Origin of the sequence: Pseudoduganella violaceinigra DSM 15887, assembly GCF_000425385.1 — a bacterium.
GTDB classification, from domain to species: Bacteria; Pseudomonadota; Gammaproteobacteria; order Burkholderiales; family Burkholderiaceae_D; genus Rugamonas; species Rugamonas violaceinigra.
This window is the reverse complement of the sequence record NZ_AUDI01000012.1, coordinates 204786-229815: the sequence shown is the minus strand read 5'-3', so window position 1 is coordinate 229815 and position 25030 is coordinate 204786. Positions and strand designations below refer to the sequence as shown.

The 25030-nt window shown below is 63.4% G+C and carries 22 protein-coding genes, 1 tRNA gene and 1 pseudogene; 17 read left to right on the top strand and 7 right to left on the bottom strand.

Annotated features, from left to right (window positions below; translation table 11 throughout):
* Positions 1 to 16 precede the first annotated feature (16 nt).
* The 10 genes from ileS to H597_RS0109035 all read left to right on the top strand — a co-directional run bounded on the left by ileS (position 17) and on the right by H597_RS0109035 (position 10954).
* Entirely contained in the window at positions 17 to 2881 is a 2865-nt protein-coding gene (ileS, locus tag H597_RS0109080; protein WP_028101862.1) for an isoleucine--tRNA ligase, read from the top strand.
* A gap of 125 nt (positions 2882 to 3006) precedes the next feature.
* Positions 3007 to 3513 (top strand): signal peptidase II, encoded by a 507-nt coding sequence (gene lspA / locus H597_RS0109075; RefSeq protein WP_028101861.1) that lies wholly within the window; start codon positions 3007 to 3009, stop codon positions 3511 to 3513.
* Positions 3514 to 3523: 10 nt separating this feature from the next.
* Positions 3524 to 4744, top strand: a complete 1221-nt coding sequence (gene coaBC / locus H597_RS0109070; RefSeq protein WP_028101860.1) for a bifunctional phosphopantothenoylcysteine decarboxylase/phosphopantothenate--cysteine ligase CoaBC — start codon at positions 3524 to 3526, stop codon at positions 4742 to 4744.
* On the top strand, positions 4741 to 5190 hold the full coding sequence (dut, locus tag H597_RS0109065; RefSeq protein WP_028101859.1) for a dUTP diphosphatase: 450 nt from the start codon (positions 4741 to 4743) through the stop codon (positions 5188 to 5190). The genes coaBC and dut overlap by 4 nt, the downstream gene beginning before the upstream one ends.
* Before the next feature lie 10 nt (positions 5191 to 5200).
* Positions 5201 to 6301 (top strand): M48 family metallopeptidase, encoded by a 1101-nt coding sequence (locus tag H597_RS0109060; protein WP_051293642.1) that lies wholly within the window; start codon positions 5201 to 5203, stop codon positions 6299 to 6301.
* Positions 6298 to 6687 carry a surface-adhesin E family protein gene (locus tag H597_RS30295; protein ID WP_051293641.1) on the top strand — a complete coding sequence of 130 codons (390 nt, stop codon included), beginning with the start codon at positions 6298 to 6300 and terminating at the stop codon, positions 6685 to 6687. Before H597_RS0109060 ends, H597_RS30295 begins: the two co-directional genes overlap by 4 nt.
* Positions 6688 to 6707: 20 nt before the next feature.
* Positions 6708 to 7715: an XdhC family protein gene (locus H597_RS0109050; RefSeq protein ID WP_028101857.1), complete on the top strand. Its 1008-nt coding sequence runs from the start codon at positions 6708 to 6710 to the stop codon at positions 7713 to 7715.
* A gap of 129 nt (positions 7716 to 7844) precedes the next feature.
* Positions 7845 to 8744, top strand: a complete 900-nt coding sequence (locus H597_RS0109045; RefSeq protein WP_028101856.1) for a DMT family transporter — start codon at positions 7845 to 7847, stop codon at positions 8742 to 8744.
* Positions 8741 to 9652, top strand: a complete 912-nt coding sequence (locus H597_RS0109040) for a DNA-3-methyladenine glycosylase family protein (RefSeq protein WP_028101855.1) — start codon at positions 8741 to 8743, stop codon at positions 9650 to 9652. Before H597_RS0109045 ends, H597_RS0109040 begins: the two co-directional genes overlap by 4 nt.
* Before the next feature lie 288 nt (positions 9653 to 9940).
* The gene (locus H597_RS0109035; protein WP_028101854.1) at positions 9941 to 10954 is read left to right on the top strand and encodes a MerR family transcriptional regulator; all 1014 of its coding nucleotides are present in this window, start codon (positions 9941 to 9943) and stop codon (positions 10952 to 10954) included.
* Positions 10955 to 11009: 55 nt separating this feature from the next.
* Here H597_RS0109035 and H597_RS0109030 read toward each other — a convergent pair.
* Positions 11010 to 11086 (bottom strand) — tRNA-Met (locus tag H597_RS0109030).
* 186 nt (positions 11087 to 11272) lie between these two features.
* Between H597_RS0109030 and H597_RS0109025 the strand changes: the two genes are divergently transcribed.
* From H597_RS0109025 to H597_RS0109000, 6 genes are all read left to right on the top strand, one after another.
* On the top strand, positions 11273 to 11851 hold the full coding sequence (locus H597_RS0109025) for an NUDIX hydrolase (protein ID WP_028101853.1): 579 nt from the start codon (positions 11273 to 11275) through the stop codon (positions 11849 to 11851).
* Positions 11848 to 12555 carry a leucyl/phenylalanyl-tRNA--protein transferase gene (gene aat / locus H597_RS0109020; protein WP_028101852.1) on the top strand — a complete coding sequence of 236 codons (708 nt, stop codon included), beginning with the start codon at positions 11848 to 11850 and terminating at the stop codon, positions 12553 to 12555. Before H597_RS0109025 ends, aat begins: the two co-directional genes overlap by 4 nt.
* A 26-nt stretch (positions 12556 to 12581) precedes the next feature.
* Complete coding sequence (locus tag H597_RS0109015; protein ID WP_028101851.1) at positions 12582 to 13313, top strand: arginyltransferase; 732 nt, start codon at positions 12582 to 12584, stop codon at positions 13311 to 13313.
* A 50-nt stretch (positions 13314 to 13363) separates the two neighbouring features.
* Positions 13364 to 14404, top strand: coding sequence for a quinone-dependent dihydroorotate dehydrogenase (locus tag H597_RS0109010; protein ID WP_028101850.1), 1041 nt, complete (start codon positions 13364 to 13366; stop codon positions 14402 to 14404).
* A gap of 2 nt (positions 14405 to 14406) precedes the next feature.
* Positions 14407 to 15453 (top strand): aldo/keto reductase, encoded by a 1047-nt coding sequence (locus H597_RS0109005; protein WP_028101849.1) that lies wholly within the window; start codon positions 14407 to 14409, stop codon positions 15451 to 15453.
* Positions 15454 to 15632: 179 nt separating this feature from the next.
* Positions 15633 to 17357, top strand: a complete 1725-nt coding sequence (locus H597_RS0109000) for a methyl-accepting chemotaxis protein (RefSeq protein ID WP_028101848.1) — start codon at positions 15633 to 15635, stop codon at positions 17355 to 17357.
* A 10-nt stretch (positions 17358 to 17367) separates the two neighbouring features.
* On the opposite strand, the gene H597_RS0108995 is transcribed toward H597_RS0109000, so the two are convergent.
* The 6 genes and pseudogenes from H597_RS0108995 to H597_RS34045 form a co-directional block, all read right to left on the bottom strand.
* Positions 17368 to 19071, bottom strand: coding sequence for a methyl-accepting chemotaxis protein (locus tag H597_RS0108995; RefSeq protein WP_028101847.1), 1704 nt, complete (start codon positions 19069 to 19071; stop codon positions 17368 to 17370).
* Positions 19072 to 19086: 15 nt separating this feature from the next.
* Complete coding sequence (locus tag H597_RS0108990) at positions 19087 to 20019, bottom strand: CysB family HTH-type transcriptional regulator (RefSeq protein ID WP_028101846.1); 933 nt, start codon at positions 20017 to 20019, stop codon at positions 19087 to 19089.
* Positions 20016 to 21080: a sulfate/molybdate ABC transporter ATP-binding protein gene (locus tag H597_RS0108985; protein ID WP_028101845.1), complete on the bottom strand. Its 1065-nt coding sequence runs from the start codon at positions 21078 to 21080 to the stop codon at positions 20016 to 20018. Before H597_RS0108985 ends, H597_RS0108990 begins: the two co-directional genes overlap by 4 nt.
* Position 21081: 1 nt before the next feature.
* The gene (gene cysW / locus H597_RS0108980) at positions 21082 to 21966 is read right to left on the bottom strand and encodes a sulfate ABC transporter permease subunit CysW (protein ID WP_028101844.1); all 885 of its coding nucleotides are present in this window, start codon (positions 21964 to 21966) and stop codon (positions 21082 to 21084) included.
* Positions 21963 to 22841, bottom strand: a complete 879-nt coding sequence (cysT, locus tag H597_RS0108975) for a sulfate ABC transporter permease subunit CysT (protein ID WP_083941018.1) — start codon at positions 22839 to 22841, stop codon at positions 21963 to 21965. Before cysT ends, cysW begins: the two co-directional genes overlap by 4 nt.
* A 105-nt stretch (positions 22842 to 22946) precedes the next feature.
* Positions 22947 to 23461: pseudogene (locus tag H597_RS34045) on the bottom strand (TSUP family transporter).
* A 260-nt stretch (positions 23462 to 23721) separates the two neighbouring features.
* Here H597_RS34045 and H597_RS0108965 point away from each other — a divergent pair.
* Positions 23722 to 24948: a hypothetical protein gene (locus tag H597_RS0108965; RefSeq protein WP_035373587.1), complete on the top strand. Its 1227-nt coding sequence runs from the start codon at positions 23722 to 23724 to the stop codon at positions 24946 to 24948.
* Positions 24949 to 25030 lie beyond the last annotated feature (82 nt).

Genomic DNA, 25030 nt, shown 5'->3' with positions numbered 1-25030 from the left:
ACTTAAAGTATTTATCATGTCTGACAACAAAGCAAAAAAGCCTGAGAGCAAATACCCGGTCAATATGACCGAAACCCCGTTCCCGATGCGCGGCGACCTGGCCAAGCGCGAGCCGGGCTGGGTCAAGCAATGGCAGGACAAGAAGATCTACGAACGCGTGCGCAAAGCTTCCGCCGGCCGCCCGAAGTTCGTGCTGCATGACGGTCCGCCATACGCCAACGGCGACATCCACATCGGCCACGCCGTCAACAAGATCCTGAAGGACATCGTCGTCAAGTCGCGTACCCTGTCCGGCTTCGACGCGCCTTACGTGCCGGGCTGGGATTGCCACGGCATGCCGATCGAGATCCAGATCGAAAAACTGCACGGCAAGAACCTGCCGACCGCCGAGGTGCTGAGCAAGGCGCGCGCCTACGCCCACGAGCAGGTCGAACGCCAGAAGAAGGACTTCATCCGCCTGGGCGTGCTGGGCGAATGGGACAACCCTTACCTGACCATGAACTACGGTAACGAGGCCGACGAACTGCGCGCCCTGGGCACGCTGCTGGAGAAGGGCTATGTTTACCGCGGCCTGAAGCCGGTCAACTGGTGCTTCGACTGCGGCTCCGCGCTGGCGGAAGCGGAAGTGGAATACCAGAACAAGCGCGACCCGGCGATCGACGTCGGCTTCGCCTTCCATGAACACGCCAAGCTGGCGGCCGCCTTCGGCCTTTCCGCCCTGCCGGCCGGCGACGGCTTCGTGGTGATCTGGACCACCACCCCCTGGACCATCCCGTCCAACCAGGCCCTGAACATGCACCACGAGGTGACCTACGCGCTGGTGCAGACCGAGCGCGATGGCAAGCCGCTGCTGCTGATCCTGGCCAAGGACCTGGTGGAGGCCTGCCTCGAACGCTACAAGCTGCAAGGCACGGTCATCGCCACCGCCACCGGCGACAAGCTGGCCGGCATCGCCTTCAAGCATCCGCTACACGCCCGCGACGCGTTCTACGACCGCCTGTCGCCGGTCTACATCGCCGACTACGTCACCACCGAAAGCGGTACCGGCGTGGTGCACTCGGCGCCAGCCTACGGCCAGGACGACTTCGTGTCCTGCAAATCGCACGGCATGAAGGATGACGAGATCCTGAAGCCGGTGATGGGCGACGGCAAATACATCCCTTCCCTGCCGCTGTTCGGCGGCATGAGCATCTGGGAAGCGTCCAAGCCGATCTGCGAAGCACTGCGCGAAGCGGGCGCCCTGTTCGAACTGAAGATGTTCGACCACAGCTATATGCACTGCTGGCGCCACAAGACCCCGATCGTCTACCGCGCCACGTCGCAGTGGTTCGCCGGCATGGATCTGCAACCGCTGGACGGCGGTTCCACCCTGCGCGAGACCGCGCTGGAGGGCATCGAAGCGACCGAATTCTTCCCTGACTGGGGCAAGGCGCGCCTGCACGGCATGATCGCCAACCGTCCGGACTGGACCCTGTCGCGCCAGCGCCAGTGGGGCGTGCCGATGGCCGTGTTCGTGCACAAGGAGACGGGCGAGCTGCATCCGCGCACCGCGGAACTGCTGGAGCAGGTGGCCAAGCTGATCGAGCAAGGCGGCATCGACGCCTGGCAGGCACTGGATCCGGCCACCTTGCTGGGCGCGGAAGCCGAGCACTATGTGAAGAACAAGGACACCCTGGACGTGTGGTTCGACTCCGGCTGCACCCACCAGACCGTGCTGCGCGGCTCGCATCCTGAGCAGTCGCACTTCCCGGCCGACCTGTACCTGGAAGGTTCGGACCAGCACCGCGGCTGGTTCCATTCCTCCCTGCTGACCTCTTCGATGCTGAATGGCCGTCCGCCGTACAAGGCGCTGCTGACGCACGGCTTCGTGGTCGACGGCGAAGGCAAGAAGATGTCCAAGTCGATCGGCAACACCGTGGCGCCGCAGAAGGTGTCCGACACCCTGGGCGCCGACATCCTGCGCCTGTGGGTGGCCGCCACCGACTACACCTCCGAGCTGTCGATCTCCGACGAGATCCTCAAGCGCGTGACCGAGTCGTATCGCCGCATCCGCAACACCCTGCGCTTCCTGCTGGCCAACACCTCGGACTTCGATCCGAAGGCGAACGCCGTGCCGGTCGCCGAGCTGCTGGAAATCGACCGCTACGCGCTGGCCAATATGGCTGCGCTGCAGGCCGACCTGTCGGCGCACTACGAGCGCTACGAATTCCATCCGGTGGTATCCAAGCTGCAGAACTTCTGCTCGGAAGACCTGGGCGGCTTCTACCTGGACATCCTGAAGGACCGCCTGTACACCAGCGCCGTCGATTCCAAGGCGCGCCGCTCCGCGCAGACCGCCCTGTGGCACATCACCCAGTCGCTGCTGCGCCTGATGGCCCCGGTCCTGTGCTTCACCGCGGAAGAAGCGTGGGCATCGTTCGCCGGCGAAGAGGCATTCAAGGCCAGCGACGAAACCATCTATACCCAGACCTGGTGGCAGCTGCCGGAACTGGCCGACGCCGAAGCCCTGCTGGCCAAGTACGCGACCATCATCGCCGTGCGCGCCGACGTGACCAAGCAGCTGGAAGAGCTGCGCGGCTCCGGTGCGATCGGCTCCTCGCTGCAGGCGGAGCTGGAAGTGAAGGCGGCCGGCGACAAGTACAAGGCGCTGGCTTCGCTGGACGACGACTTGAAGTTCATCTTCATCACGTCGCTGGCCAAGGCAGTGGAAGTGGCGTCCGAAGCGGAGGAAGCCGTCAACGTCGCCGCATCCACGGCGCAAAAGTGCGAGCGCTGCTGGCACTATCGCGCGGATGTCGGTTCGCACGCCGACCATCCAGGGCTGTGCGGACGTTGCCACGCCAACCTGTTCGGCGCTGGCGAAGCGCGCAAGTTCGCCTGAAACCAGTGAGCCAGTGTCAAACCCGCAGGGTCGGACACTGGCACGCGGCAACCGCCTATCGGTGTCCGCCCCTGCGGGTCCGACACCGGGTACCGGTTCCGGCAAGCACACAGATAAAGCACATCATGGCCACAAAAAAAACCACCACCAGCAAACCCTCCTCCGGCAGCATGGCCCCCTGGCTGGGCATCGCTGCCATCATCATCCTGCTCGACCAGCTCAGCAAGATCACGATCAGCAAGCTGTTTGTCTACGGCGAAGAAAAAGTCATCACCAGCTTCTTCAACCTGGTCCTGGCCTACAACAAAGGGGCGGCATTCAGCTTCCTGGCCAATGAAGGCGGCTGGCAGCGCCATATGTTCACCGCCATCGGCATCATCGCCGCGCTCTACATCATCTACCTGTTGAAACGCCACAGCGGCCAGCGCATGTTCTGCTGGGCCCTGGCCCTGATCCTGGGCGGCGCCATCGGCAACGTCATCGACCGCATCGCCTACGGCCACGTGATCGATTTCCTCGACTTCCACTGGCAAGGTTTCGGCCACTTCCCGGCCTTTAACATCGCCGATTCCGCCATCTGCATCGGCGCAGCGCTGTTCGTGCTGGACGAACTGCGCCGCGTGAACAAGTAGGAGCAGCAATATGGAGCTGACTGGCAAGAAAATCGTCCTTGGCCTTTCCGGCGGCGTCGCCTGCTACAAGGCCGCTGAACTGTGCCGCGCGCTGACCAAGGAAGGCGCCTCCGTGCAGGTCGTCATGACCGACGCCGCCACCCACTTCATCACCGCGGTGACGATGCAGGCGCTGTCGGGCAAGCCGGTGTTCAGCAGCCAGTGGGATCCACGCGTGAACAACAATATGGCGCACATCGACGTCACGCGCGACGCCGACGCCATCCTGATCGCGCCCTGCTCCGCGGACTTCATCTACAAGCTGGCGCACGGCGTGTGCGACGACCTGCTGTCGACCATGTGCCTGGCCCGCCCGCGCACCTTGCCGCTGCTGATCGCCCCGGCGATGAACGTGGAAATGTGGTCCAACCCGGCCACCCAGCGCAATGTCGACCAGGTGCGCGCGGACGGCATCACGGTGTTCGGCCCGGCCGCCGGCGACCAGGCCTGCGGCGAAGTGGGCCTGGGCCGCATGCTGGAGCCGGAAGAACTGCTGGCGGAAATGATCGCCACCTTCCAGCCGAAAGTCCTGGCGGGCAAGCGCATCTTGATCACGGCCGGCCCGACCTTCGAAGCGATCGATCCGGTGCGCGGCATCACCAACCTGTCCTCCGGCAAAATGGGTTATGCCGTGGCGCGCGCCGCGCGTGAAGCGGGCGCCGACGTGACCCTGGTGTCCGGCCCGACCGCGCTGGCGACGCCGTTCGGCGTGGCGCGCCACGACGTCAGGAGTGCGCAGCAGATGTTCGACACCGTGATGGACCAGATCGGCGGCCAGCATGTGTTCATCTCCGTGGCCGCCGTGGCCGACTGGAAGGTGGCCAATCCGAGCGCGCAGAAGGTCAAGAAGACCGGCGACGGCAGCGTGCCTGATCTGAAGTTCGAGCAAAACCCGGACATCCTGGCCAGCGTGGCCACCCGCACCAGCCTGGCCGGCTGGCCTTACTGCGTGGGCTTCGCCGCCGAATCGGAAAATCTGATCGAGTACGGCGCCACCAAGCGCGAACGCAAAGGCATTCCCCTCCTGGTCGGCAATATCGGCCACAATACCTTCGGCCAGGACGACAACACCATCATCCTGTTTGACGAACACGGACACACCATCCTGCCGCGCGCCGACAAGCTTACACTGGCGCGCCAGCTGATTTCCGAAATCGCCAAACGCATCGACAACAACTCGCTCTTCCAATGAAAACTGTAGACGTCAAAATCCTCGACCCGCGCATGAAAGACCAGATGCCGGCCTATGCAACCCCCGGCAGCGCGGGCCTCGACCTGCGCGCCTGCGTCGACGCGCCGATCGTGATCGAGCCCGGCCAGACCGTGCTGGTGCCCACCGGCCTGGCCATCCACATCGCCGACCCCGGCTATGCCGCCATGATCCTGCCGCGCTCCGGCATGGGCCACAAGAACGGCATTGTTTTGGGGAATCTGGTAGGCTTGATTGACTCCGATTACCAGGGACAACTGATGGTGTCCACCTGGAACCGGGGCGTCAACACGTTTACGCTGAATCCCATGGAACGCCTGGCGCAGTTGATCATCGTGCCCGTGCTGCAGGTTGGCTTCAATCTTGTCGAAGACTTTGAGGCCAGCGACCGCGGCGCCGGAGGTTTCGGCAGCACTGGCAAGCACTGAGGAAATACTTATGGCAGTAGGGCAACCCGTCAAATCACCTTACCCGCTGGCCTGGCCGGCAATCGCCGCCGCGCTGCTGCTCTCTGCCTGTTCCACCCTCCAACCCGGCGGCGAGCCGCCGGTCCCGGCGCAGCCGCTGCCGCCCGCGGAACCGCCGGCGCCGGTGGTAACGCCGCAGATGCAGGCCGCGCGCGACCAGCTGAAAGTGATCGCCGGCTTGCAGGAGCGTCTGTACCGCATCGCCGCCCCGCTGCTGATCAATAACGCCGACCTGTGCAAGACACAGGCGCGCAACCTGCTCGGCTTCACCGCCAAGAACAAATATTCCTACCCGGGCGAATATGCCGACGCCTCGACCGCCGTGCTCGGTTACGACGACGTGCTGCAGATTTCCGGCGTGCTGGCCGGCAGCGGCGCCGCGCGCGCCGGGCTGCGCAAGGGCGACGACCTGCTGGCAGCCGGCGGCAAGCCCCTGCCGCGCGGCCGCGACGCCGAAAGCAAGGCCGCCGCCGTCTTCGGTCCCCTGACCGCCAGCAGCGCCACGCTGAGCATGACCATCGGCCGCAACGGCAACAGCCAGACGCTCAACGTCCCCGTGACGCGCGCCTGCGCCTTCCGCGTCGATCTGGGCAACTCGGACAATGTGAACGCCTACAACGACGGCAGCCGCGTGCTGCTGACGCGCGGCATGATCAACTTCGCCCAGAACGACGAGGCGATCGCCTACGTGATGGCGAAGGAACTGGCGCACAACATCCTGGGGCACACCAACCAGATGAAGAGCACCGCCACCGTGTCCAGCCTCATCGACAACCTGACCTCGGTGCGGCCCGACCTGACCATGCTGGTCGGCAGCGCCGGCGTGCGGCCCATGCCACCGGACTACGATGTGGCGGCCGACAACCTGGCGCTGTACATGCTGGCGCGCGCCGGCTACAACATCGGCAATGCGCGCAGCTTCTGGCAGCGGCTGTCGGGCCAGTATCCGGCCACGGTGCTGAACGGCTATACCGCGATCCACCCGAACGTGACGGCCCGCCTGGCAGCCATGGACCGCAGCGTCTCCGAAATCAAGGCCAAGCAGGCCGCCAAGCGCCCCCTTCTGCCATGAAACCCGCGGTCCTGCTCCTCGCCCTGGCGCCTTCGGTGGCGCTGGCGGGGCCCTGGACCACCGTCGCCAGCGACAAGGACAGCACCTTGCTGCTGGACCGCAAATCCGTGCGCAGCAACGCCGACGGCCTGCGCGCCTGGACCATGGAAAGCTACCGCAAGCCGCAGACCGCCCCCGACGGCAAGATGTTCCTGTCCGTGCGCTCCCTGCACCTGTACGGCTGCGCTGCCGGCACCCGCACCCTGCTCAGCCAGACCTACCACGCCGAAGTACTGGGCAAAGGCGAACCGCTTGGCACCTTCAAATTCGAGGCCTACGACCCGGAAACCATTGCCCCGGACAGCCTGGCGGAAAAGGCCTTGAAGGCCGTCTGCAAAAAACCCTGACCCTTGCTATAGTGCGGTGCATGGACAGCATCGACCTCGAAGTACTCAAGACTTGCGCGGCATGGCTGGCGGCGGACCTGCGCTGCCAATTGGTCACGGTGATCCGTACCTGGGGCTCCAGCCCGCGCCCGATCGGCGCCACCCTGGCCATCTGCGAAGACGGGCGCGTGGTCGGATCGGTCTCCGGCGGTTGTATCGAGGACGACCTGATTGAGCGCGTGCGCAGGGAAGGCATCGTGCGCCGGCAACCGGAAATCGTCAGCTACGGCATCACCGCCGACGAAGCGCACCGTTTCGGACTGCCCTGCGGCGGCACCATCGAACTGGCGCTCGAACCGCTCGGCCCGCACAGCCGCATCGACGAACTGCTGGAACGGCTGGCCGCGCACGAACTGGTGGCGCGCACGCTGGACCTGGGCAGCGGCGCCGTCGCCCTCGAACGCGCGCGTCCCGGCGCCGTACTCGAACGCCGCGGGGACCAGCTGGTCACGCAGCACGGCCCGCGCTGGCGGCTGCTGATCATCGGCGCCGGCCAGCTATCGCGCATGCTGGCGCAGATCGCCACGGCGATGGACTACCACGTCACCGTCTGCGACCCGCGCGAAGAATACCGCGCCGGCTGGTCGCTACCCGATGTGCCGCTGGTGCACGCCATGCCGGACGACGTGGTGCTGGCAATGAAGCTCGATTCGCGCAGCGCGGTCGTGGCGCTGACCCACGATCCCAAGCTGGACGACATGGCCCTGATGGAAGCGCTCAAATCGGCTGCCTTCTACATCGGCGCCATCGGCTCGCGCGCCAACAACAACAAACGGCGCGAGCGCCTGCAACAGTTCGACCTGACGCCAGAACAGATCGCCCGCCTGCACGGCCCGATCGGCCTGTATATCGGCAGCAAGACGCCGCCGGAGATCGCCATCTCGATCCTGGCCGAAATGACGGCGATCAAAAACGGCGTCCCCGACGTATTGCAGATCAACCACGCCGCAGCGCTTGCGACAGAACCCGGTCCGGCCTGCCCCTCATGAATTCAATAGCAAGAAGCGGCTTGTCCCGACGGACGAGCCCGTGGCAACCTTGGGGTCAGGCTCTTGGGTTGCCAAGCATGGCAACCCAAGAGCCTGACCCCAAGGTTGCCACGAACTGAACTGAACCATATGAATACTTCAAACCTTCTCAAGCTGATTTTGCTGGCCGCGATCTGGGGCGGCTCGTTCCTGTTCATGCGGATTGCGGCGCCCGTGCTGGGGCCAGGGGTGCTGATCGAGTACCGCGTGACTTTCGCCGCCATCTTCCTGGCCGTGGTGGCCTTGGCGCTGCGCAAGCGGCTTGACCTGCTCACGCATTGGAAGCATTACCTCATCCTCGGCTTGTTCAATTCTGCCCTGCCCTTCCTCTTGTTCGCTTTTGCAGCCAAGACGCTGACCGCTTCCGTGCTGTCGGTGCTGAACGCGACCGCGCCGATCTGGGGCGCCATCGTCGGCGCCGTGTGGCACCGGCATATGGTGTCCGGGCGTGTGATGCTCGGGCTAGCCCTGGGGACGGCGGGCGTCGCCATGCTGGTCGGCTTCGACCATGTCAGCAGCAAGGATGGCGCGCCGTTGGCGATTGCTGCGGCCACCCTGGCGGCCTTCAGCTACAGCATCGCGACAACGTATACCAAGGTTGCCAAGTCGGCGCAGGGCGTGGAGCCCTTCGCCAATGCGCATGGCAGCATGTGGGCGGCGGCGGTGCTGACCATTCCTTCGCTGGCGATCTTCCCGCAGCCGGGCGAGCCGACCGCCGGCATCATGGCGGCCGCGCTGGCGCTCGGCGTGCTGTGCAGCGGTATCGCTTACCTGCTGTATTTCGGGCTGGTGCGCGATGTGGGCCCGACATCGGCTTTGACGGTCACCTTCCTGAACCCCTTGTTCGGCATCCTGTGGGGAGCCTTGTTCCTGCATGAAGTCGTGGGTTGGTACACCATTGCCGGGGCGGCCATCGTGATCACCGGCACCATGCTGGTCACGGGCTATAAAGTCCGTCTGCCATGGATGCGAAAAACCGAAGCGGCATGAAGCACGCCTTTTCGCTGGCCTTGCCCGCCGGCTACCGCGTGCAGGATGTGCTGGCCTTCCATGGCCGCGATGCCGAGAGCGTCGCGGAGCAGGTCAGCCCCGAAATGATCCGCAAGGGCATGCTGCTGGACGGCGTGCCGGTGGTGCTGAGCGCAGCGCTGCCACGCGGGCGCACGCGGACCGTAGCCTGCGAGGCCGACATCGAACTGCCCCGCGCACGCAAGCTGCCGCCGGCGCTGGCCGGAAAGCTCGAGGCGGCCGCCCGCAACATCCTGGGCCTGCACATCGATCCCGCTCCCTTCGTCGCATTCACGCGTGAAGACGCCCTCTTCGGCCCCTTGGTAGCGCGCCAGCCGGGCCTGCGGATCGTGCAATCGGCCACGGCGTTCGAGGCATTGACCTGGGCCATCATCGGCCAGCAGATCAACCTGTCGTTCGCCATTGCCCTACGCCGCACCTTCATCCTGCAAGCCGGGCGCCAGCACAGGGAGGGGTTGTGGTGCTATCCCGAAGCGTCCGATGTGGCCCGCCTGAGTGCCGAAGATCTCACCACACGCAAGTTTTCGCGCGCCAAGGCGGAGACCTTGATCCGCTTCGCCCAGTTGGTCGCCACCGGTGAACTCGATATCGAGGAACGCGAGGATAATCCAATTCCCGAGATTTGCAGGAAGCTGCTGGCGGTCAAAGGCATCGGCCCCTGGACCGTCAACTACGCCCTGCTGCGCGGCTATGGCTACGCCGATTGCTCCCTGCATGGCGATGTGGCCATCCGCGCCGCGCTGCAACGCCTGCTGGGCGAGGAGAGCAAGCCGGATATGGCGCGCACCGAGGCCTTCCTGCTGCGCTACGCGCCGCACCGCACGATGGCGGCGGCCCACCTGTGGGCCAGCCTGGCCAGCGCGCAGTAGCGTCAGAAGTCGTATTTGGTTTTCCGGGCCCAGACGCATCCCACGCCATTGATGCCGTTCGCGCCCCATACGGAAGGCCATCGGCACCACTTCATCTGCCGTACCGGCCGCTATCCATGCGGCAGAATGGCAAGCAGCGCGGCGGCGGCAAGGAGGCGAAAACGTTGCATAGTACGCATGCATAAGGGACGGATCGCTTACCATGACGATTTCTGCGAACAGTGCTTGACCCTCACCTAACGTCAGGCTCCAGCATGTGGCTAATGTAACGAGGACAAGGAGTTGAACATGATGTTGAAAGTGGGGGAACTGGCGCGCCGCTCCGGCCTGACCGTGCGGACGCTGCACCATTACGACAGCATCGGCCTGCTCAAGCCTTCGGGACGTTCCGATGCCGGCTATCGCCAGTACAACCGCGACGACGTGGCACGCCTGCACCAGGTGCAGGCCCTGCGCCGCTTCGGCATGGCGCTGGCCGATATCGGTCATTTCCTGGCCAAACCCGGTAATTCCCTACCCGAGCTGATTGCCCGCCAGATCGACTCGCTCGATCAGCAGATCGCCGAAGCCGCCAAACTGCGCGCGCAGCTGGTGCTCCTGCGCGGGCAGTTGCTGGCCGGTGAAGAACCGGAATTGGCCACCTGGCTAACCACACTGGAGCAAATGACCGTGTACGACAAATACTTTACCAAGGAAGAACTGGCCCAGCTGCCGATTTACACCGATCCGGCGGCGCGCGAGGAGTGGGCGCAGTTGATCGCCGCCGTCACCGAAAAGATGTCCGCCAACGTTCCGCCAGCCGATGCATCGGTGCAGGCACTGGCGGAGCGGTGGATGGCAACCTTCAGCCGCCATGCCGGCGACAATCCCGAAATGATGGTGCGCCTGGATAATATGTGGGCCCGCGAAGAGGCATACCGCAAGACGGCGGGCGTGACGCATGAAATGCGCAACTATATCGCCGCCGCGAGCGGCGAAAGGAAGCTGGCACTGTATGCCAAATACATGCTGCCGGCGGAAGTGGAGACCATGCGCAAGCATATCCAGTGCCGCGCACGTGAATGGCCGGACCTGATCATGGCCATCCGCCGGCAAATGGCCGCCGATTCCTCCCCTGCCGCACCGCAGGCGCGTGAGCTGGCGCAGCGCTGGTTCGAGCTGTTTACCGATATGGTGGGCAGCGCGCCGGACGCGCGCCTGCGTTTCCGCACGGCCCTTGAAAAAGAGCCGGAACTGAACGCGGGCCGCCTGATGAGCGACGATTTGCTGGAATTCCTGCGCCAGGCACACGTACCGGCCTGACAAGACGAAAAAAAACCGTCATCGCAAGCTGCTGATGACGGTTTCTTCTGAATTCTGGTTGCGGGGACAGGATTTGAACCTGTGACCTTCGGGTTATGAGCCCGACGAGCTGCCAGACTGCTCCACCCCGCGTCTGATGCACGTATTATAGGGCAGCGCGCCACTTTAGGCAATATTTATCCCAGCTCTTTTTGCGATAGCTCGAATATATTTCACTCGATCCCGGACCAAAGGCGTTCGGTGTAAAGTAGAGGTCCGCAGCAGGCAGCGCACGTCCGCGGATTTGCCCCGTCCTTCGCAATCAGCTACATTAATCCCATGAAATTTTGCTCAGAATGCGCCCACCCTGTTGAGTTGTTGGTGCCGGCCGGCGATAACCGGCCGCGTTATGTTTGCGTCAACTGCTCGGCAATCCATTATCAGAATCCCAAGATGGTGATCGGTACGATCCCGGTCTGGGAGCGCAATGGCGAGTTGCAGGTTTTGCTGTGCCAGCGTGCCATCGAGCCGCGCCGCGGCTTCTGGACCCTGCCGGCGGGTTTCATGGAAAACAATGAAACCACGTCCGAGGCGGCCCAGCGCGAGACGGAAGAGGAAGCCGGCGCCCACATCGAACTGGGCAAACTGTATACCCTGCTCAACGTGCCGCACGTGCACCAGGTGCATATGTTCTACCTGGCCACCCTGCGCGACCTCGCGTTTGCGCCCGGCGAAGAGAGCCTGGACGTGCAGATGTTCAGGGAAGCGGAAATTCCCTGGGATGACTTGGCCTTCCCCACCATCCGCACGACGCTGGAATGCTTCTTCGCCGACCGTGCCCGGATGCACCAGGGCGGCGGCTACGGTTTCCACACCCAGGATATTACGCAGCCGATGCGCCAGCCCGACGCCACATGATTCCCTGGCTCGACGTCAACACGCCCTTTCCCGATGTCTCCGAAGCCCTGACCACGGACGCGCCGGGACTGCTGGCCGCCGGCGCCGATCTGTCGCCGAACAGGCTGCTGGCCGCCTACCAGCGCGGCATCTTTCCCTGGTTTTCGGAAGGGCAGCCCATCCTTTGGTGGAGCACCGACCCGCGCATGGTCCTGCGCACGGCCGACTTCAAGGTGTCGGACAGCCTGAAAAAAACGCTGAAGAAGATCGCCCGCGATACCGGGCGCTGGGAAGTGCGTTTCGACAGCGCCTTTGAACAGGTGATGCGCGCCTGCGCCGCGCCGCGCCGCGACGGCCCCGGCACCTGGATTTCGGAAGACATCATCGCCGGCTACACCGGCTTGCACCAGCAGGGCTACGCCCACTCGTCGGAATTGTGGCTGGACGGGGAACTGGTGGGCGGCGCCTACGGCGTCTCGATCGGCGCCATGTTCTACGGCGAGTCGATGTTTGCGCGCGTCACCGACGGTTCCAAGGTCGCGCTGGCCTATCTCGTGCATTTTTTACGACAGCATGGCGTCGAGCTGATCGACTGCCAGCAGGAGACCGGCCACCTGGCGTCCCTGGGCGCCCGCCCTATCGCGCGCAAGGATTTCATTGCCCACTTACAGAAATGTATTGTGATGCCCCAGATACGCGATTGGTGCCCTATCGCACCGTTTTAAGCCGCGGACGCGTTATGATATGACTCATGACGCAGCTTAACGACCTCCCCTTCGCGACGTTGCAGTTTTATACAACGGCGCCTTATCCGTGCAGCTACCTGGATGCACGACAGGCCCGTTCGCAAGTGGCAACGCCGTCGCACCTGATCAATGCCGATGTGTATTCGGAGCTGGTGAAGAGCGGCTTCCGCCGCAGCGGCATCTTTACTTATCGTCCATATTGCGATGGTTGCCAGGCCTGCATTCCCGTGCGCGTGGCGGCGCGCGAATTCAAGCCGACGCGCGGCCAGCGCCGTGCATGGCAGCGCCACAGCAATCTGAAGGCGGGCGTGGCCAGCCTGGCCTTCTCGGACGAGCATTACGATCTTTACCTGCGCTACCAGAGCACGCGCCACGCCGGCGGCGGCATGGACCAGGATTCGCGCGACCAGTATGCACAGTTCCTGCTGCAAAGCCGCGTGAATACGCGCCTGGTGGAATTCCGCGAACCGGACGGCACGCTGCGCATGGTGTCCATCATCGACGTGCTGTCCGACGGGCTGTCGTCGGTCTATACCTTCTTCGATCCGGACGTGCCGGGCGCCTCCTTCGGCACCTACAACGTCATGTGGCAGATCGAACAGGCGCACGAACTGGCACTGGATTTCGTCTACCTGGGCTACTGGATCGAGGACAGCCCGAAGATGAACTACAAGATCAAATTCCAGCCGCTGCAAGCGCGTATCAAGGGTGTCTGGGGGCCGCTCACGGCGTCGTAGGCGCGGGCAGCGCAGTGTAAAATGCTGCAAAATTCCACAAAGCTGCCCACATGTCCGAAAAATTCCTGTACTCCCTCGCCCGCCCCGTCCTGTTCTCGATGGACGCCGAATCGGCCCACCATTTCACCCTGCCTGCACTGAAGCGCCTGTCCGCACTGGGGCTGACGCGCGCCATGGTGCGCCGCCCGAAAGACGATCCGCGCACCGTGATGGGCCTGACCTTCCGCAATCCGGTCGGGCTGGCCGCGGGCCTGGACAAGGACGGTGCCTTCATCGACGCGCTGGCCGACCTGGGCTTCGGCTCCATCGAGGTGGGCACCGTGACCCCGCGCGCGCAAGCTGGCAATCCCAAGCCGCGCATGTTCCGCATCCCGGCGGCCAAAGGCATCATCAACCGCATGGGTTTCAATAACGGCGGCGTCGACGCCTTCGTGGCCAATGTGCAGTCCTCGCGCTTTTACCAGAACCGCGAAGGCGTGCTGGGCCTGAACATCGGCAAGAACGCCGACACCCCGATCGAGCGCGCGGTCGACGACTATCTGCACTGCCTGGATAAGGTGTATCCGTATGCCAGCTATGTGACGGTCAACATCTCTTCGCCGAACACCAAGAATTTGCGCCAGCTGCAGGGCGCGTCCGAAGTGGACGGCCTGCTGTCGCAGCTGAAGGCGGCGCAGCTGCGCCTGGCCGACCAGCATAAGCGCTACGTGCCGATGACCTTGAAGATCGCGCCGGACATGGACAGCGACCAGGTGAAGAACATCGCCGACGCATTGATGCGCCATAAGATCGATGGCGTGATCGCCACCAACACCACCCTCAGCCGCACCGCCGTGGAAGGCATGCAGCACGGCGCGGAAACGGGCGGCCTGTCCGGCGCGCCGGTGTTCGAACTGTCGAACAATGTGATCCGCCTGCTGAAAGCGGAATTGGGCGGGGCGCTGCCGATCATCGGCGTGGGCGGCATCATGCAGGGTAAGGACGCCAGGGCCAAGATCGACGCCGGGGCCCAGCTGGTGCAGCTGTATTCCGGCCTGATCTACGCCGGCCCGGCGCTGGTGCGCGACTGCGCCGACGCGTTGCGGGGCTGAGAATGGAGAAAACCGCCCTTGGCCGCAGCGGCCTGAACGTCAGCAAAATCTGCCTCGGCACGATGACTTTCGGCCAGCAGAACAGCGAAGCCGATGCGCACGCCCAGCTCGATTACGCGCTGGAGCGCGGCATCAACTTCATCGATACGGCGGAGCTGTATCCAGTGATGCCGTCCGCTGCGACCCAGGGTGACACGGAACGCTTCATCGGCAGCTGGCTGAAAAAGTCCGGCCGCCGCGCCGACATGGTGGTGGCGACCAAGGTCGCCGGCCCCAACCCGTATCTGCAGTGGATCCGCAAGGGCAAGAGCAACCACAACGCGACCCATATCCGGGCCGCGGTGGAGACCAGCCTGCAGCGCTTGCAGACCGATGTCATTGACCTCTACCAGTTGCACTGGCCGAGCCGCAACGTGCCGATCTTCGGCGCCAGCCAGTTCGATCCCGGCAAGGAACGCCACAGCATCGCCATCGAGGAAACGCTGGCGGTATTGGGCGACTTGATCAAGGAAGGCAAGATCCGCCATATCGGCGTATCCAACGAGAGCAGCTGGGGCGTCGCCGAATTCGTCAAGCAGGCCGAGATGAAAGGCTTGCCGCGCATTGCCACCATCCAGAACCTGTACAACCTGACCGCGCGCCATTTTGAGACCAGCTTCCTGGACGAGACTTGCTTCCGCGAGCAGGTAAGCCTGCTCGCGTATAGCCCGCTGGCGTTCGGCCAGTTGACGGCCAAGTATCACGATGACCCGAAGGCGCATGGCCGCCTGACGATCTTCCCGCCCAGCTGGAGCCCGCGCTACCTGCGCCCGGGCGTGATCGACGCCGTGGCGCAGTACGCCAGGCTGGCGCGCGACAACGGCATGACCCCGACCCAGCTCGCCCTGGCCTGGTGCTATTCGCGCTGGTTCGTGGCGTCGACCATTGTCGGCGCGACCACATTGGCGCAACTGAAAGAGAATATCGACGCGCTGGAGGTGAAGCTGCCGCAGGACGTCATGGCTGCCGTGGATGCGATCCATGCGCGCCTTCCCAATCCGGGCCAATAAGCCACAATCTCACCAATTCCCACTTGCTTTGCGGGAACCTTGTTGCTAGCATCGGGGTTCCAGGGCGTCCGCCTCGCCGGACCATGCCTGCCCTGCCTCCCCGCCGCCCCACCCTCGCGGCATGAAACTCTCCCGAACCAGAAATGATGCCTGCGCACGTGCGCGGGCCGGAGCCGCACATGCTGAACAACCTGACAATCAAGACCCGCCTGATCGCCGTCCTGGCGCTGCTGTCCATGACCATGACCGTGATCGGCGTGGCGGGCATCGCCAGCCTCGCCAATTCGAACGCGTCGCTGAAAACCGTTTATGAGGACCGCCTGGTGGCGCTGGGCCAGCTGCAGGACGTCATCCGCACCATCAACCGCAACCAGCTGAATGTCGCCAAGGCGGTCAGCGACGATCCCGCCAAGCTGCCGGAAATGGTCAAGGCGGTGGAAGAAGGCCGCGCCAAAACCATCAAAGTCTGGACGGAATACGCCGCCACCTATCTCACCGACGAGGAAAAGGTCCTGGTGGAGCGGTTTGTCGCGGCGCACACGGCATTCCTCGACGAAGGCCTGAACCCGGTGCTGGAAGCCGCACGCGCCGGAGATGTCCCGAAGATCAACACGCTGCTGCATGGACGCCTGAATGAGCGCTATGTGGCCATGCGCGAGATCATGAACCAGCTGATCCAGCTGCAAATGGATGTCGGCAAGAACGAGTTCGAAAGCTCGCAGGCCAGCTATGCCAGCTTCCGCGTCGTCGTGATCGGCCTGATGCTGGGCGGCCTGGCCATGGCGGCCGGCATCGGATGGTGGCTGATACGCAGCATCACCCAGCCGCTGAACCGTGCGGTGCGCATCGCCGAAAGCGTCGCGGCTGGCGACTTGACGCAGGAAATCGCGGTGCAGTCGCAGGACGAAACAGGCAAACTTCTGGCGGCGCTGCGCGAGATGAACAACAGCCTGGTGGGCATTGTCGGCAATGTGCGCCAAGCTACCGACTCGATCAGTACCGCCTCGTCGGAAATCGCCAGCGGCAACCTGGACCTCTCCTCGCGCACCGAAGAGCAGGCCAGCTCGCTGGAGGAAACCGCATCGTCGATGGAAGAACTGACATCGACCGTGCGCCAGAATGCCGACAATGCGAAGCAGGCCAACCAGTTGGCGGGGAACGCGTCGGACGTGGCGCGCCGCGGCGGCGCAGTGGTGTCGCAAGTGGTCGACAAGATGAGCGCCATCAACGAATCGGCCTACAAGATCGTGGAGATCATCTCGGTCATCGACGGCATCGCATTCCAGACCAACATCCTGGCGCTGAATGCGGCAGTGGAAGCGGCACGCGCAGGCGAACAGGGACGCGGCTTCGCCGTGGTGGCGTCCGAGGTGCGCAACCTGGCGCAGCGCGCGGCTGGCGCGGCGAAGGAAATCAAGCAGCTGATCGACAACTCCGTGGCGCAGGTGGAAGAAGGCAGCCGCCTGGTTGACCAGGCCGGCGCCACCATGCAGGAAGTCGTCGCCAGCGTGCAGCAGGTATCGGACATCATCGGCGAAATCTCGGCTGCCAGCGGGGAGCAAAGCGCCGGCATCGAGCAGATCAATGAAGCGGTGGTGCAGATGGATAATGTCACGCAGCAGAACGCTGCGCTGGTGGAGGAAGCGGCAGCGGCGGCGGGAGCGCTGCAGGAACAGGCGGCATCGCTGTCGCAGGCTGTCAGCGTGTTCCGCCTGGAGGCAACGGCGCATGCTCCCGCCGTCGCGCGCGCCGCGCCGCGCAAGCAGCTGGCAGCACCGGCACGCAGCAGCAGCAGCAGCAGCAATGTCGCACGGCTTCAAACGCGCAGCGCGGCAGAGCCTGCTGCCCCGGCGCCTAAGCGTTCGGCCGAGGCATCCGGCGGCGACGGTTGGGAAGAATTCTGAGCGCCAGGGCTCAGAACTCGCCCCACTCCCCTTCCGCTTTGGTGCTGGCTTTGACCAGGCGCGGCGCTGCCCGGCGCCCGGCGGGCGGCGCCGACGGCGGGCGGGTTGCCGCCTTGACCATCGCGCGCGCTGCCAGCCGCTGCGGGTCCGCCTGCTGATCCACGAGGCGGAACACACTGACCGCCTCGGACAGCATTTCCGCCTGTTCGCGCATCGATTGCGCGGCGGCTGCGGCTTCTTCCACCAGCGCGGCATTCTGCTGCGTCACGTCGTCGATGGAGACGATGGCCTGGTTGACCTGCGCGATGCCGCTGCTTTGCTCCTGGCTCGCTGCGCTGATCTGCTGCATGATGTCGCTCACTTGCTGCACCGCCTTGACGATGCCATCCATTGTTTCGCCGGCTTGGTCGACCAGGCGCGCGCCCTCGTCCACGGTATCGACCGAGTGCCCGATCAGCTCCTTGATCTCCTTGGCGGCGGCAGCGGAGCGCTGCGCCAGGTTGCGCACTTCGGAAGCGACGACGGCAAAGCCCCTGCCCTGCTCGCCGGCGCGCGCGGCTTCGACGGCGGCATTCAGCGCCAGGATATTGGTCTGGAACGCGATGCCGTCGATCACGCCAATAATGTCGACGATCTTGTTCGAGGATTCCTTGATGGCGCCCATGGTATTGACCACCTGGCCCACCACCGCGCCTCCGCGCGTGGCGAAATCGGAAGCGGCCACCACCAGTTGCGTCGCCTGGCGCGCATTCTCGGCGTTCTGCTGCACGGTCGACGTCAGCTCTTCCATTGAGGATGCGGTTTCTTCCAGCGAGCTGGCTTGCTGCTCCGTGCGAGAGGATAAATCGAGGTTGCCAGTGGCGATTTCGCTGGACGCCGTGGTGATGGTGTCCGACCCCGAACGCACCTTGCCGACGGTGCGCGCCAGGCTGTCGTTCATATTGGCCAGCGCCTGCAGCAGCTGGCCCGTTTCATCGCGGCTGGTCACTTCAATGCGCTGCGTCAGATCGCCGCCGGCGACCGCCTCCGCCACGCCGACCGCGCGGTTCAGCGGCCGGGTAATGCTGCGCGTCACCCACCATGCCACCCAGGCGGCCAGCGCGGCCGCCGCCGCCGTGAGCATGACCATCAGATTGCGCGAACTTGTGTAAGCCTTGTCGGCCACATCGTTGGCGGCGTTGACGGCTTCCGCTTGATACTTCACCAGCTCAGTCAGCGCGGCCAGATAAGCCGTCTGCTCCTTGCGCACGGCCGAGAGCAGGTATTTGACGCTCTCTTCGCGCTGGCTGTCGTCCCGGGATTTCTGCAGGAAGGTTGTTTGCACCACCAGATAGCGGTCGCGCGCTTCCAGCACGGCCTTGAGCTTGGCCTTGCTGTCCCCATCGACATCATCGGCAATCAATTTGGCAAGCTTGTCGAGATTGCCATCGATCTCGACCTTCTTGTCCTCGACCCGCTTCAACTCTTTCTTGATGGTTTCCGGATCGGTGGACAACATGGCGTTGCGCATGGCGCGGGCGATGTCGTTGACGCCGCCGATCGTCTCGTAGGCGGCGACCACCTTCGGCACCTTATCCTTTGCAATATCCTCGGTGCCTTCGTTCAGTTTCCCCAGGTTGGCAATGCCCGTTCCGGCAATGCCAACCATGAAGGCCAAGGCGAGCCCCAATCCGGCGGCCAGGCGGACGCCAATCTTCCAGTTGCCGATCCCCATACAACCTCCTCAAGGTTACAGGGCATCGCCTCCCTGCAAGGCCTGCTCGATGTCGGCGCGCTTCAATTCCGGTGCAAACTGCGCGATAAATTCATAGGCATATGAACGCAAGTATGCTCCTTTGCGTAATGCAAGTCTTGTTGTATTTGCCGCGAACAGATGGGAAGCTTCGATCGCGCGCAAGCCTTTGTCGCGGCCGTGGTCGAAGGCCATTGAGGCGACGACGCCCACGCCCAGGCCCAGCGTCACATACTGCTTGATGACGTCCGAATCCATCGCGGTCAGCACAATATCCGGATTCACGCCGGCCTTGTCGAATGCGGCGTCGATGTGCCCACGGCCGGTGAAGCCGACGTCGTAGGTGATCAGCGGGTAGTCCGCCAGGTCTTCCAGGCGGATCGGGGAACGTGTCAGCAGCGGGTGGCCATCCGGCACGACGACCAGGTGGCTCCAGCGGTAGCACGGGAACGACACCAGGTCGGGGAACTGCGACAGGCCTTCGGTGGCGATGCCGATATCGGCCTTGCCCGACAGGACCCATTCCGCAATATGGTCAGGCGCGCTTTGCTGCAGGGCAATGCGCACATCCGGGAACTCGTTACGGAAATGCGAGACCGCCTTCGGCAGCGCATAGCGCGCCTGGGTGTGCGTCGCCGCGATGGTCAGCGTACCGCTCTTCTGGCCGGTGAATTCCAGGCTGGCCTGCTGCAGGTTTTCCGCCTCCACCAGCAGGCGGTCGACGATCTTCAGGATGCCCTTGCCCGGTTCGGTCAATCCGGTCAGGCGCTTGCCGTTGCGCTCAAAAATGACGACGCCAAGTTCGTCTTCCAGTTCGCGGATCTGGCGGCTCACCCCCGGCTGGGACGTGAACAGCGCATTCGCCACGTCGGTCAGGTTGTAATTGCGGCGTGCGGCTTCGCGCACGGAACGTAGCTGTTGGAAATTCATGCGTGTGCACCCTCATCGACAAAGACGCGCAAGCGCTTGGGACGTACCACAAGGGTCTCGCCGTCTTTCAGGTTTAATGCGATATATCGTTCGCTGGAAATGGTTGCCTCGATCATCTGGGCGTTGTCGGCGCGTTCCAGGTCGAGCTGGGCCAGCGGGCCGATGGCATGGGCACGGCGCAGCTTGACCACGATGCCTTCGGCGCCCTGTTCATAGCGTTCGACTTCGAGATCATGCGGGCGGATGTAGGCTGTGCCTTTGCCGCTGCCATGGCCCTCCACGTCGAACTCCACGCCGTCGCTGGCCAGCACGCCTTCGTGCACGCGGCCATGGAATACGTTGACATTGCCAAGGAAGCCGTAGACGAAGGGCGACGCCGGATGGTTGTAGACCTCGTGCGGGGAACCGAGCTGCTCGACGCGGCCCTTGTTCATCAACACCACGCGGTCGGCCACTTCCAATGCCTCTTCCTGGTCGTGGGTGACGAAGATCGAGGTCACGTGCAGCTCGTCGTGCAGGCGGCGCAGCCAGCGGCGCAGCTCCTTGCGCACTTTGGCGTCCAGCGCGCCGAACGGTTCGTCCAGCAGCAGCACACGCGGTTCAACCGCCAGGGCACGCGCCAGGGCGATGCGCTGGCGTTGACCGCCGGAGAGCTGCGGCGGGTAACGGTCGGCCAGCCAGTCCAGCTGCACCAGTTCCAGCAGCTCCTTGACCTTGCGGCGGATCTGCTCTTCCGACGGGCGCTCCTTGCGCGGCTTCACGCGCAGGCCGAACGCCACGTTTTCGAACACGGTCATATGCTTGAACAGCGCATAGTGCTGGAACACGAAGCCGACCTGGCGTTCGCGCACGTGGCGGTCGGACGCGTCGGCGCCATCCAGCAGCACCTGGCCCGAATCCGGATGCTCCAGGCCGGCGATGCAGCGCAGCAGCGTGGTCTTGCCGCAGCCCGATGGCCCCAGCAGCGCGGTCAGCTCGCCTTGCGGGAAATCGAGCGACACATTGTCCAGGGCGACGAAATCGCCGAAACGCTTGTTGATGTTCTTGACTGCGATCGTCATATCAATGCTCCTTGGCGTCGTCGCCGTAGTTTTCGTGCAGACGCCATTCGATAAAGGTTTTCACTGCCAGGGTCACCAGCGCCAGCAGTGCCAGCAGCGAGGCCACGGCAAAGGCTGCGGCGAAGTTGTATTCGTTATAGAGGATCTCGACCTGCAGCGGCATGGTGTTGGTCTCGCCGCGGATATGTCCCGACACCACCGAGACGGCGCCGAATTCGCCCATGGCGCGGGCATTGCACAGGATCACGCCATACAGCAGGCCCCATTTGATATTCGGCAGGGTCACGCGGAAGAAGGTCTGCCAGCCGTTCGCGCCCAGCACCACCGCCGCCTCTTCTTCCTCGCTGCCCTGCGCCTGCATCAGCGGGATCAGTTCACGGGCCACGAATGGGAAGGTGATGAACACGGTGGCCAACACGATGCCCGGCACGGCGAACAGGATCTTGACGTCATGCGCCGCCAGCCATTCGCCAAACCAGCCCTGCGCGCCGAACAGCAGCACGTAGATCAGGCCCGAGATCACCGGCGATACCGAGAACGGCAGGTCGATCAGCGTCAGCAGCAGGCTCTTGCCGCGGAATTCGAACTTGGTGATGGCCCAGGATGCCGCCACACCGAACACCAGGTTGAATGGCACGGCGATCACGGCGGTCAGCAGCGTGAGCTTGATGGCGGAAATCGCATCGTCTTCCAGGATGGCGGAGGCGTAGACGTTCCAGCCCTTCTTCAGCGCCTCGGTGAATACGGCCGCCAACGGCACGAACAGGAACAAGGTCAGGAAAGTCAGCGCCAGGGCGATCAGGGCAAAGCGCACCCAGCGCGGCTCCAGCACGTCCTGGCGTTGCGGCAGTTCGCCGCGGCGGATGGGGGTGGCCGATGCGCTCATTTGCGGGCCTTTCCGCGCGACCAAGCCTGCAGCAGGTTAATCGTCAGCAGCATGAGGAAGGAAGCGACCAGCATGACCACGGCGATGGCGGTGGCGCCGGCATAGTCGTACTGTTCCAGCTTGGTGATGATAAAGAGCGGGGTAATCTCGGACACCAGCGGCATATTGCCCGCGATGAAAATCACGGAACCGAATTCGCCGGTGGCGCGCGCGAAGGCCAGCGCAAAGCCGGTCAGCAGCGACGGCAGGATGGTCGGGAACACCACGCGCCTGAAGGTCTGGAAAGCCGAAGCGCCCAGGCTGGCGGCCGCTTCTTCCAGTTCGCGCTCGGCATCTTCCAGCACCGGTTGCACGGTACGCACCACGAACGGCAGGCCGATGAAGGTCAGCGCCACCACCACGCCCAGCGGGGTGAAGGCCACCTTGATGCCCAGGACACCTTCAATATATTTTCCGAACCAGCCATTGGACGAATACAAGGCTGTCAGCGTAATGCCGGCAACCGCGGTCGGCAGCGCGAACGGCAGGTCAACCAGGGCGTCGACAATACGCTTGCCGGGGAATTTGTAGCGCACCAGCACCCAGGCGACGATGCCGCCGAAGAAGACGTTGAACAGGGCCGCGATGAAGGATGCGCCGAAGGTCAGCTTATAGGAAGCCACTACGCGCTCCGAACTGATCGCCGCCCAGAAGGCGCTCCAGCTCATGGTGAAGGTCTTGAGGAAGATCGCCGACAGCGGGATCAGGACGATCAGGGTCAGGTACAGGATCGTGAAACCCAGCGACAGGTTAAAGCCGGGCATCACGCGGTATGGCGCTTTACGGGCCTTGACCTCTCCTGCCGGCGCGGTCGCCGGCAACGCTACTGCAGACATGCTTGCTCCCTTATTACATTTTCGACTAACAGGAGCGAATATTCGCATTCAGGCGTTATAAACCCAACTAACCTTTTGTCATTTGCTTAGATGCGGGACCGGCAGTCAGGCCACCAGTTTGGCGGCAACGGACACCAGGACGGTTCCCAGCACCCCGCGCAGAATGCGTTCCGGCATAGAGCGGGCGAACCAGGAACCGATCGCAATGCCGGGCACGGAGCCCACCAGAAGGGTCGCGAGCAGGACCCAATCGATGGAAACCAGCCACCCGCTGCCGCGATCGCGGTCAGCGGCACGGCATACGCGATGTCGGTGCCGGCTTTACATATGCGGATCAAGTGGCCGATTTGCTTGTCCAGGGCGCCGAAGTGTTTCAGGGCCATGGTCGCAAGCACCGCCGCAGGCTAGGCGCCGCGGCAAAGCAGCCGCACCACGTCCCAGCATACGGTGCCGCGCACGCGGTGGGTGGCAACGCCCGCGTTCTTGGTAATGGAGGCTAAGGCCAGGTCAGTGCGCACCGCCACCGAGCGGGAACTCCCAAACAGGAGGGTCAGGCTGGGGCGCTTTTGTCCGATTGCCAGAGCTGACAACGACTTCTTGTATGCACGCTGATACGGCAGCCGAGGCCGGAAATCAGGTGTTTAGCCGACCAGCGTTCAGACTTTCGGGCGAATAGCAGAAAACATAAGAAAACTACAATAGTGCAATTATTCTAACATCTCCATGGAAACATTCTATAAATTAATAAATAATGTAATCAAATTGTAATTAGTTTTTGGTAATTGTTTAGATTGGTATCGAAGTGCAAGCAGTCCCTGCAGTATTCCCAGTTTTCCCCGAGATCCTTTGGCTGAACACTTCCAGGATCGAAGCGCAGACCGTGCGCGACATTTTCAACGCCAGCGCCACCAATAACCCGCGCAGTGCGATTCATTCGACCTCATTGCGAGAAGCTGTCGCCGAGGTCATCTGGGCAGAAGTATTAAAACAGATGCTGCCTTTCGGCTCAGTGCCGGCCTATGCTATTGTGCGGCAAGGCGAAGCAGCCCATCACCTGGTCTTGCGCCAAGCCTCCTTATGCCATGCAGCCTATCAGGGCGCAGCACTTAGTGAAATCTATGCGGAGTTTGCTTCCATCTTCGGCGACGATATACGCCACCTGAGAGGAAATGCGCGCATTAGCCAAGGGCTGATCCATGTCTTGCGGCGCTATGCCGTTCAATTCAGCGCCGGTGTGGCGCGGTGCCTGCCGTACGAATTGTTGGCACCAGCTCACCTCGCTCTGGATGGACGAGTCAATGTGGCCGGAGCTACGCAACTACTATCCGGTCGCACAACCGATCGGTATGCCGACCCGGCACGCTCAAAGTTCCGCACCCTGGTATATAGCCTCCGCGACTTCCACCGGCAAGTCGAATGCCACTGGGGCAAGGACGGTCTGATTTCCCGAGCGGCGCTACTCGAAGCCTTCCGGCGCTCTTACCTGCGCGGCCGCGCCACTCATTTATTGAAGCTGACAGGCATGCCGGCCGCCTTTTGGATAAAGCAGGAATCATCTGGTCGCACGCGCTTCTTCCGCCAGGTGCGCCGACTCGATGCCGCAGCGCGCCATGCTGTGATGACTGAAGCTGCACTTACGGCTGACGCGCATCTCGATCAGCACTTACATGGCCTGATCAACGACGACGCTTCGCGTCAATCTTTCGTCGAGAGCTACATCCTGTACAGGAATCGGTTTATCGCCGTGTTGCCGATGGAACGACAGCCTTATGGGCGCCTGTACCTTGCACTGCAAGCCCACCGGTTGAACGCGGATTGGGTTTCTGCTGTCACGGAATGGAGCCGCTTCGATGGCGAGCCGGAACAGGTGTCCGCCCATATTGGCAATGCGCTCGACCATTTACGCTATCTTGTTCCGGATTTGCATCCAGACCTCCCCGCACCGACCGCTCTGAGCCAGATCGACGAATTGATGTATCTGGACAGGCCGCTCGATAAATTTGTCGCAGAATGTATGCGCCGCGCCAAGGCCGGCAGCAGCGCCATCGCGCGAGCCCTGAGCCTGGCTGCGGCCTGCCGCCTTGGCTGGCCGCAGGTAGCCTGCTAGCCCATCTCCCTTTCAAAGCTTATCTGAACGCATCAAGCGACGACATCGCCGTCGCCGCTTGTGTAATGGCTGATATTGCCCG

Coding starts and splice junctions, on each gene's coding strand:
- H597_RS0109040 (WP_028101855.1), top strand. CDS start 8,741: ATGAAGCACGCCTTTTCGCTGGCCTTGCCCGCCGGCTACCGCGTGCAG.
- aat (WP_028101852.1), top strand. CDS start 11,848: ATGATTCCCTGGCTCGACGTCAACACGCCCTTTCCCGATGTCTCCGAA.
- H597_RS0109015 (WP_028101851.1), top strand. CDS start 12,582: ATGACGCAGCTTAACGACCTCCCCTTCGCGACGTTGCAGTTTTATACA.
- ileS (WP_028101862.1), top strand. CDS start 17: ATGTCTGACAACAAAGCAAAAAAGCCTGAGAGCAAATACCCGGTCAAT.
- H597_RS0109060 (WP_051293642.1), top strand. CDS start 5,201: ATGGCAGTAGGGCAACCCGTCAAATCACCTTACCCGCTGGCCTGGCCG.
- H597_RS30295 (WP_051293641.1), top strand. CDS start 6,298: ATGAAACCCGCGGTCCTGCTCCTCGCCCTGGCGCCTTCGGTGGCGCTG.
- lspA (WP_028101861.1), top strand. CDS start 3,007: ATGGCCACAAAAAAAACCACCACCAGCAAACCCTCCTCCGGCAGCATG.
- cysT (WP_083941018.1), bottom strand. CDS start 22,841: ATGTCTGCAGTAGCGTTGCCGGCGACCGCGCCGGCAGGAGAGGTCAAG.
- H597_RS0109035 (WP_028101854.1), top strand. CDS start 9,941: ATGATGTTGAAAGTGGGGGAACTGGCGCGCCGCTCCGGCCTGACCGTG.
- H597_RS0109005 (WP_028101849.1), top strand. CDS start 14,407: ATGGAGAAAACCGCCCTTGGCCGCAGCGGCCTGAACGTCAGCAAAATC.
- H597_RS0109045 (WP_028101856.1), top strand. CDS start 7,845: ATGAATACTTCAAACCTTCTCAAGCTGATTTTGCTGGCCGCGATCTGG.
- H597_RS0109000 (WP_028101848.1), top strand. CDS start 15,633: ATGCTGAACAACCTGACAATCAAGACCCGCCTGATCGCCGTCCTGGCG.
- dut (WP_028101859.1), top strand. CDS start 4,741: ATGAAAACTGTAGACGTCAAAATCCTCGACCCGCGCATGAAAGACCAG.
- cysW (WP_028101844.1), bottom strand. CDS start 21,966: ATGAGCGCATCGGCCACCCCCATCCGCCGCGGCGAACTGCCGCAACGC.
- H597_RS0108990 (WP_028101846.1), bottom strand. CDS start 20,019: ATGAATTTCCAACAGCTACGTTCCGTGCGCGAAGCCGCACGCCGCAAT.
- H597_RS0108995 (WP_028101847.1), bottom strand. CDS start 19,071: ATGGGGATCGGCAACTGGAAGATTGGCGTCCGCCTGGCCGCCGGATTG.
- H597_RS0109050 (WP_028101857.1), top strand. CDS start 6,708: ATGGACAGCATCGACCTCGAAGTACTCAAGACTTGCGCGGCATGGCTG.
- H597_RS0109010 (WP_028101850.1), top strand. CDS start 13,364: ATGTCCGAAAAATTCCTGTACTCCCTCGCCCGCCCCGTCCTGTTCTCG.
- H597_RS0108985 (WP_028101845.1), bottom strand. CDS start 21,080: ATGACGATCGCAGTCAAGAACATCAACAAGCGTTTCGGCGATTTCGTC.
- coaBC (WP_028101860.1), top strand. CDS start 3,524: ATGGAGCTGACTGGCAAGAAAATCGTCCTTGGCCTTTCCGGCGGCGTC.
- H597_RS0109025 (WP_028101853.1), top strand. CDS start 11,273: ATGAAATTTTGCTCAGAATGCGCCCACCCTGTTGAGTTGTTGGTGCCG.